Origin of the sequence: Sphingomonas sp. HMP9 (assembly GCF_013374115.1) — a bacterium.
Classification (GTDB): domain Bacteria; phylum Pseudomonadota; class Alphaproteobacteria; order Sphingomonadales; family Sphingomonadaceae; genus Sphingomonas.
Map to the genome: position 1 here is coordinate 379280 of NZ_AP022673.1, position 14076 is coordinate 393355.

14 protein-coding genes are annotated in these 14076 nt (G+C 65.9%); 5 read left to right on the top strand and 9 right to left on the bottom strand.

Translation table 11 applies throughout. The features are described from left to right. Positions 1–2: 2 nt before the first annotated feature. On the bottom strand, positions 3–485 hold the full coding sequence (locus HMP09_RS01825; RefSeq protein WP_176498939.1) for a UPF0262 family protein: 483 nt from the start codon (positions 483–485) through the stop codon (positions 3–5). Positions 486–584: 99 nt separating this feature from the next. Here HMP09_RS01825 and HMP09_RS01830 point away from each other — a divergent pair, with 99 nt between their 5' ends. Further along, positions 585–2075, top strand: a complete 1491-nt coding sequence (locus tag HMP09_RS01830) for a replicative DNA helicase (protein WP_176498940.1) — start codon at positions 585–587, stop codon at positions 2073–2075. 166 nt (positions 2076–2241) lie between these two features. Here HMP09_RS01830 and HMP09_RS01835 read toward each other — a convergent pair whose 3' ends face one another. The 7 genes from HMP09_RS01835 to HMP09_RS01865 all read right to left on the bottom strand — a co-directional run bounded on the left by HMP09_RS01835 (position 2242) and on the right by HMP09_RS01865 (position 9298). Next, entirely contained in the window at positions 2242–2994 is a 753-nt protein-coding gene (locus HMP09_RS01835) for a phosphoadenylyl-sulfate reductase (RefSeq protein WP_176498941.1), read from the bottom strand. After that, positions 2987–3427, bottom strand: a complete 441-nt coding sequence (locus HMP09_RS01840; protein ID WP_176498942.1) for a DUF934 domain-containing protein — start codon at positions 3425–3427, stop codon at positions 2987–2989. The genes HMP09_RS01835 and HMP09_RS01840 overlap by 8 nt, the downstream gene beginning before the upstream one ends. Continuing rightward, positions 3420–5051, bottom strand: a complete 1632-nt coding sequence (locus HMP09_RS01845) for a nitrite/sulfite reductase (protein ID WP_176498943.1) — start codon at positions 5049–5051, stop codon at positions 3420–3422. The genes HMP09_RS01840 and HMP09_RS01845 overlap by 8 nt, the downstream gene beginning before the upstream one ends. Position 5052: 1 nt before the next feature. Beyond that, a complete protein-coding gene (locus tag HMP09_RS01850) occupies positions 5053–5349 on the bottom strand; it encodes a DUF2849 domain-containing protein (RefSeq protein WP_176498944.1) in 297 nt (98 codons plus the stop codon). Continuing rightward, positions 5346–6137: a uroporphyrinogen-III C-methyltransferase gene (gene cobA / locus HMP09_RS01855; protein WP_176498945.1), complete on the bottom strand. Its 792-nt coding sequence runs from the start codon at positions 6135–6137 to the stop codon at positions 5346–5348. The genes HMP09_RS01850 and cobA overlap by 4 nt, the downstream gene beginning before the upstream one ends. Before the next feature lie 244 nt (positions 6138–6381). Further along, entirely contained in the window at positions 6382–7794 is a 1413-nt protein-coding gene (gene astD / locus HMP09_RS01860) for a succinylglutamate-semialdehyde dehydrogenase (protein ID WP_176498946.1), read from the bottom strand. 145 nt (positions 7795–7939) lie between these two features. Then, the gene (locus HMP09_RS01865; protein WP_176498947.1) at positions 7940–9298 is read right to left on the bottom strand and encodes a protein adenylyltransferase SelO family protein; all 1359 of its coding nucleotides are present in this window, start codon (positions 9296–9298) and stop codon (positions 7940–7942) included. Positions 9299–9335: 37 nt separating this feature from the next. Here HMP09_RS01865 and HMP09_RS01870 point away from each other — a divergent pair, with 37 nt between their 5' ends. The 3 genes from HMP09_RS01870 to HMP09_RS01880 all read left to right on the top strand — a co-directional run bounded on the left by HMP09_RS01870 (position 9336) and on the right by HMP09_RS01880 (position 12254). Continuing rightward, positions 9336–10217 carry an alpha/beta fold hydrolase gene (locus HMP09_RS01870; RefSeq protein ID WP_176498948.1) on the top strand — a complete coding sequence of 294 codons (882 nt, stop codon included), beginning with the start codon at positions 9336–9338 and terminating at the stop codon, positions 10215–10217. A gap of 44 nt (positions 10218–10261) precedes the next feature. Next, a complete protein-coding gene (locus HMP09_RS01875; protein WP_176498949.1) occupies positions 10262–11020 on the top strand; it encodes an SDR family oxidoreductase in 759 nt (252 codons plus the stop codon). A 124-nt stretch (positions 11021–11144) separates the two neighbouring features. Then, positions 11145–12254: a glycosidase gene (locus tag HMP09_RS01880; protein ID WP_176498950.1), complete on the top strand. Its 1110-nt coding sequence runs from the start codon at positions 11145–11147 to the stop codon at positions 12252–12254. A gap of 47 nt (positions 12255–12301) precedes the next feature. Here HMP09_RS01880 and HMP09_RS18310 read toward each other — a convergent pair whose 3' ends face one another. After that, the gene (locus HMP09_RS18310; RefSeq protein WP_232090541.1) at positions 12302–12508 is read right to left on the bottom strand and encodes a hypothetical protein; all 207 of its coding nucleotides are present in this window, start codon (positions 12506–12508) and stop codon (positions 12302–12304) included. Between the two features lie 430 nt (positions 12509–12938). Here HMP09_RS18310 and HMP09_RS01890 point away from each other — a divergent pair, with 430 nt between their 5' ends. Beyond that, the gene (locus HMP09_RS01890) at positions 12939–14075 is read left to right on the top strand and encodes a glycosyltransferase (RefSeq protein WP_176501513.1); all 1137 of its coding nucleotides are present in this window, start codon (positions 12939–12941) and stop codon (positions 14073–14075) included. Position 14076 lies beyond the last annotated feature (1 nt).

The following is a 14076-nucleotide window of genomic DNA, read 5'->3' on the forward strand; positions in this document are numbered from 1 at the left end:
TTCTAGTTGCGGATGTGGAGGACGCAGATCAGCGTGAAAAGCCGTCGCGCGGTGTCGAAATCGACCTCGATCTTGCCGTCGAGCCGCTCTTTCAGCAGCTCTGCGGCTTCGTTGTGGACGCCCCGGCGGGCCATGTCGACCGTCTCGATCTGCGCAGGCGAAGATTGCCGGATCGCCTGATAGTAGCTGTCGCAGATCGCGAAATAATCACGGATCGGCCGCCGGAACCGCCCGAGCGCGAGCACCAGGGTCTCCAGATGCGTGTCGTCCTCGCGGTGGATATGGATGCCGAGGCGTCCTTCCTCCGACTGGAGCTTGATCCGGTAGGGGCCTGCATAGCCGTCGGCATAGGCACGCTGCGGCGCGAAGCGATTCCCCTCGATCAGGTCGAAGATCGCGATCCGCCGTTCCTGCTCGACGTCGGGCGAGCGCCAGCCAAGACTGGTCTCGTCGAGTTGCACGTCGATGATCCGCGGGTCGGCCATCCGAGTTCGATAGCGGCGCGCATTCGACCTGTCACTTATCCCCAGCATTCGGGCGCGAGCAGCTTGGACGAGGACCCGTCCATCGCGTAGGTGCGGGGGATGGCAACTCTCGCATTCCCCGTTCCCGCTGTGGCCGAGCCGCAGCAGCTTCCCCGCAACGTCGAGGCCGAGGCCGCGATGCTCGGCGCGATGATGATCGACAACCGGCTCGCCGACGATCTGGTCGACAAGCTCGAGCCCGGGCATTTCTTTGAACCCGTCCACGGGCGGATCTTCGCGGCGATCAAGACGCTACGCGGCAACGACATGCTGGTGACGCCGGTGACGCTGCGGCCGATGTTCGACGCGGACGAGGGCATGCGCGAGCTTGGCGGCCCGGCGTATCTCGCCGGGCTTACGGGCAGCGGCGCCGGGCTGATCGGTGCGCGTCAGTTCGCGCAGCAGATCTATGACCTCGCGATGCTCCGCGCGCTTGTGTCGGTCGGGCGTACGCTGGTCGACCGCGCGATGGACACCTCGGAAGAGGTCAATCCGCGTGCGCAGATCGAGCTGGCCGAAGAGGAGCTGTTCAAGGTCGCGGCGGATGGCGGCTCGGAGAATACCGTGAAGTCGTTCGCGCAGGCGACGACCGCGGCGGTCAAGATGGCCGAGCGTGCGCTGAACTCGGGCGGCAATCTGTCGGGCGTGACCACGGGTATCGATTCGATCAACGCGAAGATCGGCGGCATGCATCACAGCGATCTCATGATCCTCGCCGGCCGTCCGGGCATGGGCAAGACGTCGCTCGCCACCAACATCGCGTTCAACGCCGCGCGGCGCTGGATGCGCGACATGGCCGACGGCATCGCGCCGAAAGATTCGGTCGGCGCGAAGGTCGCGTTCTTCTCGCTGGAAATGTCTGCGGATCAGCTGGCGACGCGTATTCTCGCCGAGCAGTCGCAGATCAGTTCCGAATCGCTCCGCATGGGTAAGATCAGCCGGACGGAGTTCGCACAGCTGGCGGCCGCGGCGGCTGAGCTGGAGAATCTGCCGCTGTTCATTGACGACACCGGCGGTCTGTCGATCGGCGCGCTGCACACGCGCGTCCGCCGGTTGCAGCGTCGCCACAACAACGAGATCGGGCTGGTGGTGGTCGACTATCTCCAGCTGCTGTCTGGCTCGGGCAAGAGCAAGGATGGCAACCGAGTCCAGGAAATCTCCGAGATTTCGCGCGGGCTGAAGACGCTGGCGAAGGACCTCAACGTGCCCGTACTGGCGCTGTCGCAGCTGTCACGCGCGGTCGAATCGCGCGAGGACAAGACGCCCATGCTCTCGGATCTTCGCGAGTCGGGCTCGATCGAGCAGGACGCCGACATGGTCTGGTTCGTCTACCGCGAGGATTATTACGTCGCGTCGAAGGAGCCGAAGCGCCCAGCCGAAGGCGACAGCTCGAAGATCTTCGAGGACCACGCGTCATGGGCGGCGGAGATGGAGCGGGTGTACGGTCTGGCCGAGCTGATCATCGCCAAACAGCGCCACGGCGCGACGGGCAAGGTGCGGATGAAGTTCGATCCAACGATCACGAAGTTCTCGGATCTCGCGGACTATTGAGCGCCTTTTCCCTCGCCCCTCCGGGGAGAGGGAAGGGGCCCGCGGCCGCTTGGCCGTGGGAAGGGAGAGGGGAGTGAGGCAAGGGACGTTGCATCCCAACAACCCCTCTCCCTTCCGTCGCCTACGGCTCCTCCCTCCCTCTCCCCGGAGGGGCGAGGGAGAGCAGTCAGATCATCGGATCGTAATCGGTCGGCGCGTGGATGCCGCATTCGACCTTGTCGAAGCTCCGCCACCGGCCGGCACGCGGATCTTCGCCAGGGGCCACCTTCGTGGTGCACGGAGCGCAGCCGATCGAGAGATAGCCCTGCGCCTCGAGCGGATGCCGCGGCAGCTGATGCTCAGCGAAATAGGCGTCGAGCTTGGCCTTGTCCCAATCCGCCAGCGGGTTGATCTTCAGCCGGCCCTCATCCTCCTCGAACCGGGGCAGCGCGGTGCGAGTACCCGACTGGAAGCCTTTCCGACCCGAAATCCACGCATCGAACGGCGCCAGTGCACGCCGCAACGGCTCGACCTTGCGCAGGTCGCAACAGCCATCGGGATCGTAGGACCAGCGCAGCCCCGTCTTGTCCTTGATCGCGAGCAGACGCGGGTCGGGGCGGAACACGCGCAGGTCGGTCAGTCCCAGCTTCTCGGAAAGCTCGTCGCGGTACGCCAAGGTCTCGCCGAACATTTTCTGCGTATTGGTGAAGACTACGGGCACGTCGACATCGACCTGCGCGACCATGTGCAGGAGTACCGCCGACTCAGCCCCGAACGACGACACCGCCGCGATCCGCCCGCGCAACTCGCCGACCAGCAACTCGAACAGCATTTCCTGCGCGGACACGCCTTCGAAACGCTCCTGCATCACCATCGCATCGGTGCGCGTGAACGCCGGCGTGACGTCGATCATGTCGAGCTTGCGCGCGGGCTCACCCATGGCGCAGCTTCCACACCGGCACCGCGCCATCCGCCGCCTTCTGATACGGCGTGTCGTACCGCTCAAGGCTCGCGCGCAGCACGTCGATGTCGATCGGCGCTTGCGGCGCAAAGCTGTCGAAACCGCAGCGCCGCATCAGCGGAATCTGGTCGACGAGTACGTCCCCCTGCGCGCGGAGTTCACCGGTATAGCCCGCCTCGCGCAGGATCCGCGCGGACGAATAGCCGCGACCGTCGCGGTAGCCGGGGAAGCTCACCTCGATCAGCGCGAGCTGGGCGATCTGCGGCAGCAGCGCGCGCGCGTCGTCGCCGGCCTCGAGCCGCACGGCAGCCGCGTTGCTCTGGCCGATGAACGAGTCGAGCGTCACCGCAGGCTCGTCATGCGGCTCGTCGTCGCGGAAGCGCAGCAGCGTCTGGTCCGGATACTCAACCATAGATCGCCTCCTTGAACGTCTCGAAGCCGACGCGGCGGTAGGTGTCGAGGAACCGCTCGCCGGGGTCGCGGATCTCAAGATAGCGGTCGGTGACGCGCTCGATCGCGTCGACAACGCCGTCCTCCGAGAAGCCGGGTCCGGTGATCTTGGCGAGGCTCACATCCTCTGCGCCCGAGCCACCGAGCGAGAGCTGGTAATTCTCGGTGCCCTTCTTGTCGACGCCGAGGATGCCGATGTGCCCGGCATGGTGATGCCCGCAGGCGTTGATGCAGCCGCTGATCTTGAGCTTCAGTTCACCCAGGTCGCGCTGACGATCGAGGCTGCCGAAGCGCGTCGCGATCTTCTGTGCGAGCGGGATCGAGCGCGCATTGGCGAGGCTGCAATAATCGAGACCGGGGCAGGCGATGATGTCGCTGATCAGGTCGAGATTGGCCTCGGCCAGACCCGCCTCGTTGAGCGTCGACCACACCGCGTGCAGATCGGCGATGCGGACATGCGGCAGGACGATGTTCTGCGCATGCGTCACACGCAGTTCGTCGAAGCTGTAGCGCGTGCCGAGATCGGCCATCACGTCGATCTGATCGGCCGACGCGTCGCCGGGGATGCCGCCGACGGGCTTCAGGCTGATGTTGACGATCGCATAGCCCGGCTGCTTGTGGGCTTTCACGTTCTGGTCGAGCCAGACCGCGAAGTCGGGATCGCCGCGGTCGATCTCGGCGGATGCGTTCTCCTCGAACGCGGGCGCGCCGAAGTGGCTCGTGATCCGCTCGAGCTCGGCGCGCGGGGGATCGAGGCCGAGGCCCTTCACCGCGGCGAACTCCTCCTCGACCTGACGGCGATAGTCGTCGGGGCCGATCTCGTGGAGCAGGATCTTGATTCGCGCCTTGTAGATGTTGTCGCGGCGGCCGTAGCGATTATAGACGCGCAGGCACGCCTCGAGATAGCTCATCAGGTCGTCGGCGGGGACGAAATCGCGGATCTCGTGGCTGATCATCGGCGTACGACCCATGCCGCCGCCAACATAGATCTTCGCGCCGAGTTCACCGTCGCGGACATGCAGACCGATGCCGATGTCGTGCAGCCGCATCGCCGCGCGATCCTCATCCGCCGCGATCACGCAGATCTTGAACTTGCGCGGAAGGTAGGTGAATTCGGGGTGGAACGTGCTCCACTGGCGGATCAGTTCGGCCCAGGGGCGCGGATCGGCGACCTCGTCCGCGGCGGCGCCGGCGAACTGGTCGGAACTGATGTTGCGGATGCAGTTGCCCGACGTCTGGATGGCATGCATCTCGACCGTCGACAGCTCCTGGAGGATGTCCGGGGTCTGATCGAGCTGGATCCAGTTGAACTGGATGTTCTGCCGCGTCGTGAAATGCCCGTAGCCACGATCGTACTTGCGCGCGATATGGCCGAGCATCCGCATCTGCCGGCCGTCGAGCGTGCCGTACGGCACCGCGACGCGCAGCATGTACGCGTGGAGCTGCAGGTACAGGCCGTTCATCAGCCGCAGCGGCTTGAACTGATCCTCGGTCAGCTCGCCCGAGAGGCGGCGGCGGACCTGATCGCGGAACTCGTCAACGCGCTGGTCGACGATCGCCTGGTCATATTCGTCATATTTGTACATGTCAGATCACCCAGCTGCCGGCATCGGGGTCGGCGGGTTTGAGAGTCAAATCGGGTCGCATCGTCGGGCCCAGCGCGCGGATGCGGTCCTTGATGTGCGCAGGGCGGGGACCCTCGTCGGTCTGCGTTGCCTCGATCAGATAGGGGACGTTGACGCGGCGCGCGCCTTCCTCCGCCTGGAGGATCGCCTCGCCAGCCACCCCGACGTCGGTCGCGTCCTCGACGTGGCGGGACCAGCCAGAGCCGGTCCACCAGACGACGTCGCCGGTGGGAAGATCGTTTCCGGTCAACAGCTTCATGCGGCGGCGTCCTCTGCTACGCGGGCCCAGCGGGCGAGTTTGTCTTCGGCATCCGACAGTTCGACGACTTCACCGACGACGATGATCGCGGGGCTTTTGACAGCCTCCCGCGTCACCATCGCGCCGAGATCGGCGAGCAGCGTGCGGATCGCACGGCTCCCTTGCAACGTACCGCGTTCGAGGACGGCGACAGGCATGTCGGGCGCGACGCCATCGGCCATGAGCTTGTCGGCAATCTCGGTCGCGGTGGCGATGCCCATGTAGATGACCAGCGTGCGGCCTTGGCCAGCGAGCCCAGACCAGTCCTGCTCGGTCAGCCCCTTGCACTGGCCGGCTACGAAGCTGACCGCGCTCGAATGGTCGCGGTGCGTGAGCGGCAGCATCGCTTCGGCGGCGCACCCGAGTGCAGCCGAAACGCCGGGGATCACTTCGACGGGCAGACCGGCAGCGCGGACCGCCTCGACTTCCTCGCCACCGCGACCGAACACGAACGGATCGCCGCCCTTGAGGCGAATGACGATCGCGCCGGTCTTCACATGCGCGATGATCAGCGCGTTGATCGCCTCCTGCGGCAGCGTGTGGCGGGCGCGCTGCTTGGCGACCGAGATGCGCTGCGCCGACGACGGCGCGATGTCGAGCACGCGCGGGTCGATCAGCCCGTCATGCACGACGACATCCGCGGTCTTCAGCGCCTCGACCGCGCGGACGGTGAGGAGCCCGGGATCGCCCGGGCCTGCGCCCACGAGGATGACGCGCCCGCGGGCGGTTGGGTCTAGGAGACTTGCCATGCTCGGGAGATGGGCGGCAACGCGCTGCGCCGCAACCGAATGATGCTTTGGCGGGAGGTAGGATTGCTTTTGCCGACCGTGTCGATCGACATGCCCGGCTGACGGACCCAACGATCCTCTCCCGCCAGGGGGAGCTGGCTGGCTCTTGCCAGACGGAGGGGGAGGTAAGCGACGACCGCTGCTCCGTGTCCGCCCCTTCCGTCGCTTCGCGCCACCTCCCCCTAGCGGGGGAGGATCGCGGTAGTCAGCCGTCAGCCAGGCCGATCCCGATGCTGGCGCGGGCGCTCTCGGACTCGCTGCTGACCACTGGGTACGCACAGTAATCTGCCGCGTAATAGGCGCTCGGCCGGTGATTGCCCGACCAGCCGATGCCACCGAAAGGCGCACCCGAGGAGGCACCATTGGTCGGCTTGTTCCAGTTAACGATGCCCGCGCGGATATTCGCCCAGAAGCGGTCGTACAGCGACGGAGTCTGACTGATCAGCGAGGCGGACAGGCCGTAGCGCGTGTTGTTTGCCTCCGCGATCGCGGCGTCGAAATCGTCGACGCGGATGACCTGCAGGATCGGGCCGAACAGCTCGATGTCGGGGCGGTCGGCAATGTCGGTCACGTCGATAATCGCGGGCTTCAGGAACGGCAGTGTCTCGACCGGGCGTTCGAGATGGCGGATCGCGCGCCCGCCGCGAGTCAGCAGTTCGAGGAAGCTCTCGCCGAGCTGGTCCGCCGCCTCGTTGTCGATCACCGGCCCCATGAACGGCGCCGGGTTCGCGTGCGGTTCGCCGACGATGATCCGCCCCACCATCTTGTCCAGCGTCGCGATCAGGGGATCGTAGAGCCGCGTGTCGACGATCAGCCGGCGCGCGGCGGTGCAGCGCTGGCCTGCGGTCGTGAAGGCGGACTGGATGATCAGCACTGCCGCAGTGTGCAGGTCGGGCGTGTCCCAGACGACGATCGGGTTGTTGCCGCCCATCTCGAGCGCGAGGATCTTCTCGGGCTTTTCCGCGAACGCGCGGTTGAGCGCGAGGCCGGTGCGCGCCGAGCCGGTGAAGAGCAGCCCGTCGATACCGGGATGCGCGGCGAGTGCCTTGCCCTCGTTCGGGCCGCCGATGACGAGGCGGATGCACTCGGCGGGGACTCCGGCGGCGCGAAAACATTCGACGAGGAACGCGCCGACCGCGGGAGTCTTTTCGGACGGCTTGAAGACGACCGCATTGCCGGCGATCAGCGCCGGCACGATGTGCCCGTTGGGCAGATGCGCGGGAAAATTATACGGCCCGAGCACGGCCAGCACGCCGTGCGGCTTGTGGCGGACGGCGATGCGCGAGCCCATCGTCGCCTCCAGCCGGCGCTGCGCGGTGCGATCGGCATAGGCGCTGACCGAAATGTCGACCTTGGCGATGACGGTATCGACCTCGCCGCGCGCTTCCCAGATCGGCTTGCCCGTTTCGCGTGCGATCAGGTCGGTGAACGCGTCGTTGCGCTGGCGGACGATATTGGCGAAGCGCCGCATCGTCTCGATCCGGAACGCGAGCGGCTTCGATGCCCAGCTCGACCAGCCCGCACGCGCAGTCGCAACTTCGAGATCGACGTCGCCGATCGGATGACGCCAGAGGACCGCGCCGGTGGCCGGTTCGTGGGAAATGATCTCATCGGACATGGCGCTGCTCTTGCCTTGATTTTCGGCAAGTTTCCACTGGCCGTGAAAGGGTGGCGTACGATCGTCCCCGGCAAGGGGGAGGCGGCGCCGAAGGTGACGGAGGGCTAGGACAAGCAACGCCGGTTGGCGCGTACCGTCCCCGCAGTCAGGCCAGCGCCTCGCCCATGGCGCGGATTGCGGCGACCTTGGCGTTTAGCATCGTCCAGTCGTCGTGCTCCGCGATCGGGGCCCAGATCGCTTCGACCTCCTCGATCAGCATGCTGCACGGTTCGCCCGACCAATAGGGGTGCGATCGGTCTTTACGGGGTTCGTAGGCGCCGAGCGCAGTGCGGACCTCGGCCCAGGGTTCTGCGTAGGTGTCTGGCAGCATGCCGCCAAAGGCGTCGAAGAAGAACCGGTCGATGCCGACGCCCGAGGTGCGCAGCGCGCGCTCGGTGGCCTGGACGAGGTCGCGATCGGTGTCCGGATCGCGCGGTCGGACGCCAAGGCGCCAGAGGATCGCCTCGGTCACTTCGGATTGGTAGCGGGGGCCGAACGTGTCGAGTGCGGCCACCAGCGGATCGCTGTCGGCGATCTGGCGGAGCGCGACGGCAAGCTGCATCACGTCCCAGTGGATCGCCTCGGGCTGGCGACCGAACGCGTAGAGCCCCTGATGGTCGAAATAGGCGGCGGTGAAGGCCGGATCCCACGTCGGGGCAAACCGCCACGGGCCATAGTCGAAGCTCTCGCCGGTGACGTTAATATTGTCCGAATTGAGCACGCCGTGGACGAATCCCGCTGCCATGTAGCGTGCTGAGAGGCGTGCGGTGCGGGCGACGACGAGCTCGAGCAGGCGGACCGGATCGTCGCTGTCCTCGTCGTAGAGGTTGCGCAGTGTGTAGCCGACCAGTTTGCGCAGCGCCGCTTCGTCGCGCTCATAGGCGAGGCGCTGGAAGCTGCCGATGCGGACATGGCTGTGGTTGAGCCGGACCAGGACGGCGGAGCGCGTCGGGCTGGGTTCGTCGCCACGCTGCAGCGCCTCGCCCGTCTCGATCAGCGACAGCGTACGCGAGGTCGGCACGTTGAGCGCCTCCAGCATCTCGGTCGCAAGGATCTCGCGCATGCCGCCCTTGAGCGTGAGGCGACCGTCGCCGGCACGGCTCCACGGGGTCTGGCCCGAACCCTTGGTGCCGAGGTCCATCAGGCGACCGCGGTCGTCGCGCATCTGGGCGAAGGTGAAGCCGCGGCCGTCGCCAAGATCGGGATTGTAGCTGCGGAACTGGTGGCCGTGGTAGCGCAGCGCGAGCGGCTGCGGCAGCGTCTCGGGCAGGGGTGCGAACCGTCCGAAATGGCGGGTCCAGTCCTCGTCGCTCAGCGCGTCGAGGCCGATCTGAGCGGCGGCGCGGTCGTTGCGGAAGCGGAGGCTCGTCTCGGGGAAATCGGCGGGCGCGACGGGATCGAAGAAGCCGTCGCCGAGGTCGAGGAGCTTTGCTTCGGGGCGATACACTTGCGGGTCGATGGGCATGCGGCGATATGGTGGCCGCTACCCGAAGGACGCAACCATGGCCGCTTACGAAAACCTCTATTGGTGGTCCAACGACGGGCTGAGACTGCACGCGCGGGACTATCCGGGCGGTGCGGAAGGCCAGCCACCGATCATCTGCATGCCGGGGCTGACCCGGAATGCGCGCGATTACGATGCGCTGGCGGCAAGGCTGGCAGGGCGCTGGCGGCTGATCACGGTGGATTTTCGTGGCCGGGGAGAGAGCGCCTACGCCAAGGAGCCGATGACGTACGTGCCGCTGACGTACGTGCAGGACGTCGAGGCATTGCTGACCGAGATCGGCGCCAACCGCTACATCGCGTTCGGGACGTCGCTCGGCGGGATCGTCACGATGCTGATGGCAGGGCCCTCCAGAGGCCGGATGGCGGCGGCACTGCTCAACGACGTCGGTCCGGAGATCGACGCGCAGGGCCTGTCGCGGATTCGCGGCTATGTCGGCAAGGCGAGCGTCTTCCCGACCTGGATGCACGCCGCGCGGTGCGTCGCGGAGAATAACGGCGACGTCTATCCGGACTGGCAGATCGAGGACTGGCTGGCGATGGCCAAGCGATTGTACCGGCTGAACAGTTCGGGACGGATCGTGCTCGATTATGATCTGAAGATCGCCGAGCCGTTCCGGGTGCCGGGCGACGAGGCGGGGCCCGACATGTGGCAGGCGCTGGCTTCGCTTCGCGACGTGCCCACGCTGATCGTCCGCGGTGGCCGGTCGGACCTGTTGTCGGCGGCGACGGCGGAGCGGATGGCGGCGTCGCTGGATCAGGCCGAGCTGGTGACGGTACCGGGCGTCGGCCATGCGCCGACGCTGAGCGAGGCGATGCTGCAGGCGCCGATCGACCAGTTGCTGGCGCGTGCGCTTGAGGGGGCGGCGATCCGCGCCTAAGCCCGCCGGATGCTGCGCACTCCGCCGATGCACCAGGAAATTGAATGACCGACCATGCCGAGCTTCATACCAGCGTACGCCCCCTGAGGGGCCGCCGCGCGATCATCACCGGGGGAACGACCGGGATCGGCCGGGCGATCGCGGTCATGCTCGCGGGGCAGGGGGTGAGTGTCTATATCTGCGGCCACGACGCGGGGCATCTGGACGACGCGCTGACGCAGATCCGGGCGGTCGGCACGGGCGACGGTATGGTCACTGAACTGGGCGACCCCGACAAGGTCCGCGCGTTCTTCGATGCGGGCGAGGCGGCGCTCGGCGGGTTCGACATTACCGTGATCAACGCGGCGGTCGCCGCGGGCGGGCTGACGCAGATGGATGAGGACGAACTGCGTTACGCGATCGCAGTCAATTTCACCGCCTATCTGCTTAGCGCGCACCACGCCGCGCACCGCATGGCGCCAATCGGCGACATGGTCCTGATCGGCTCGCTGAGCGCGCATATCCTCGGCCCGAGTTCGACTGTCTACGCTGGCATCAAGTCGGGCATCGCCGGCTTTTCGGAGGCGTTGCGGCGCGAGCTGGGGCCCAAGGGTATCCGGGTGTCGCTGGTCGAGCCGGGCAAGGTCGGCTCGAACATGCAATATCCCGACGTACCCGACGACAAGCAGCGCGCGATGATCGAGGCGGAGCAGATGCTGCGCGGCGAGGATATCGGCGCAGGCGTCGAGTTTCTGCTGACGCAGCCGACGCGGACGGTGATCCAACAGATCGTCATCGTCCCGCGAGCGTTGGAGGGCGAGTAACCCTTAACCCGTTCTACGCGAAGGCAGGAGCCCAGGGTTGCGAGACGCAGCGCTCGTGGCTCCTGTACCCCCGCTTTCGCGCGGGAACAGGCAGCGGACTGACGAAAAACTCCAGGAGAATAGCATGTTCGACCAGCTCGTCTTCACCCCCGCCGACATCGACCTGTCGCGCTCGCCGCTGGCGGGGAAGGTCGGCGCCGAGACCTATGTGCTCGGTGCGTTCAATCCGGGCATGACGCGGCTGGCGAACGGCAATTTGTTGCTGATGGTGCGCGTGGCGGAAGCGTTGAAGCAGCCGATCAAGGACGGCAACGTCCATGCGATCCGCTGGCAGGACGGCGCGTATCTGCGCGATGCCTGGCCGTTACACATGGTGGATACCAAGGATCCACGCAAATTCCTGATCCCCGGCGGCGGGTGGAAGGTCATGGCGCTGACCTCGCTGTCATGGCTGCTCCCGGTCGAACTCGACGGCGAGGGGCGCTCCGTCGTTAACGTGCATTACGACAAGGCGATCGCCCCGCGCACCGCGTACCAATGCTACGGCGTCGAGGACGCGCGCATCTCGAAGGTCGGTGATCGCTATCTGATGACCACCTGTTCGGTCAGCCCGGAGCGGCATTCGACGACGCTGTACACGTCCGCCGACGCGCTCGACTGGCAGCTCGAGGGGATCGTCCTCGATCACCAGAACAAGGACATGCTGATCTTCGAAGGGCTGATCGACGGGCAGTATTGGGCGCAGACCCGCCCGCTCGGCGATCTGTATTTCGCCTATCCGCCGGGCAGCGAATGGCGAAGCGGGCCGTCGATCAACCTGTCGCGCTCGCCCGATGCGCTGCACTGGAAGCCGCACGACAAGCCCGGCATTCGGCCGCATGCCGCCACCGTTTCGACCGCACGGATGGGCGGCGGCGCGCCCCCGATCCTGACCGATCGCGGCTGGCTGACGCTGTGGCACGGCGTCGAGCCATCGGGCGTCGTCGGCATCTACCGGACCTACTGGTCGATCCTCGACAAGGACGATCCGTCGCTCACGGTCGCGACCGAGCATAGCGCGCTGCTGGAACCGAACCCGGCTTTGACCGAGCCGCTGAAGGACAGCATGTACCTCGACAACGTCGTCTTCACGACGGGCATCGCCGACGCCGGCGACTTCTACGTGGTCGCAAGTGGGGAAGCGGACCTGGCCTGCCGGATCACGCATATCGCAAAGGACGTGTTCGCAGGCTGAAGCGGCCCGGTCGGCGCATTATCGTGCGTCGACCGGGCCATCTCAGATCAGCAATAGCCGAACGTCTGCTGGACGATCGTCCGGCCGGCGATCGACACGCTGACTTTGATCCCGGTAGGCACGCCCCATGTCGTGCAGATGTCGATGCAGGCCTGGCCTGCGGTACCGCTCGGGAAGATCGCGGGGATCGGTAGACAGACCGAGCCGAAGCCCAATGGCAGGTTGAGGCAGACCTTGCCGTTCTGGACGGTCACGCTAATGCACGTCGCTCCGAAGACAAGCTTTCCGCCGGAGGAAATATCCGTATCGTGACTTACTGCCGACAGTTTAAGTGTTTCCGCGTCCGCACTCGCTGCATCGAGTATGCTATCGATTGCTTTGCTGTCAAAATCATAGTTGGCCATGATCAGTATCCTTCCTGCGTTTTTCGTGGACCTGACAAATAGCCTTTGATGTCTAGTAAAGCGCGCGGATCTTGGTCCGTATCGATAGTGTCGAGGTCCGAAACGAATGCATTCGGCGAAGCTGCCTGATCTTCTTACCGGAAATAAGTTTCGACCCTGCGCAGTGGCCGATGGCAGGTGAAGTCGTTCGAAAACTCGATAACCGTCTCGTCGAACACCCTTTTCGCGGGTGCGGATGACACCCTTGAAAGGCGAGGGAGAAATCGGCATCGCGTTCGGCATGGCCGCTCCCGTGAACATACTCCACCTCCACTCCTCGTTCGACCTTGGCGGCAAGGAGGCACGGGCGGTCCGGCTGATGAATGCGTTCGGCGATCGCGCGAAACATACCATCGTGTCGGGCGTACCGGACGCCCTGAGCGCGCGGGACTCGATCGCGAAGGGCATTCGCTACGAGATCGCGCAGAGCCCGCCGCCGCTGACGGGCAAGCCGTCGGTCAAGCGCTACGAGGCGATCGCACAATACATGCGGCGGTTCGATCTGGTGCTGACGTATAATTGGGGCGCGATCGACGGGGCGATGGCGCGGCGGGCGTTCGCCAAGGGTGCGCCGCCGCTGGTGCACCACGAGGATGGATTCAACGCGGACGAAGCGGGTGGCCTCAAGATCGAGCGTAACATCTATCGCCGGCTTGCCCTGGGTGCGGCGCATGCGCTGGCGGTGCCGTCCGAGGTGCTCGAAGGCATTGCCCTGAAGACGTGGAAGCAACCCCGCGAACGCGTGCACCGGATCGTCAATGGAATTGGCACCGCCTATTACGCGCAGAAGCCTGAGCCGAAAGCGATTCCAGGCTTCACGCCCAACGCCAAGGAGGTAGTGATCGGCGCGCTGGCGGGCTTGCGCGACGTGAAGGATCTCACCGCGCTGGTACGCGCCGTGGGCGGCGTTTCGGGGCGGGTGCGCCTCGTCATCGTCGGTGAGGGGCCGGAGCGCGCGAACATCCTTCAGGCCGCGGCCGCGATGGGGATGGCGGACAAGCTGGTGTTGCCCGGCTTTCTCGACCGCCCCTACCGCTATATCGGCCATTTCGACATGCTGGCCGTGTCGTCGAGGAGCGAGCAGTTTCCGATTTCGGTGGTCGAGGCGATGGCGGCTGGCTTGCCGGTCGCGAGCTATCCTGTTGGCGACATCAAGCGCATGGTTTCGGCGGAGAATCTGCCGTTCGTGACCGATCTCGCCAACGAAGTTCGGTTGCGCGACGCGTTGCAGGCGCTGGTCGCCGATCCCGCATTGCGCGCGTCCGTCGGCGCCGCGAACCAGGCTAAAGCACGGGCCGAATTCGACGAAGCGGTTATGATCGCTCGGTATCGCGCGTTGTACGAAGATGCGCTGAACAGACCAGGTGCGCTAACCTAGG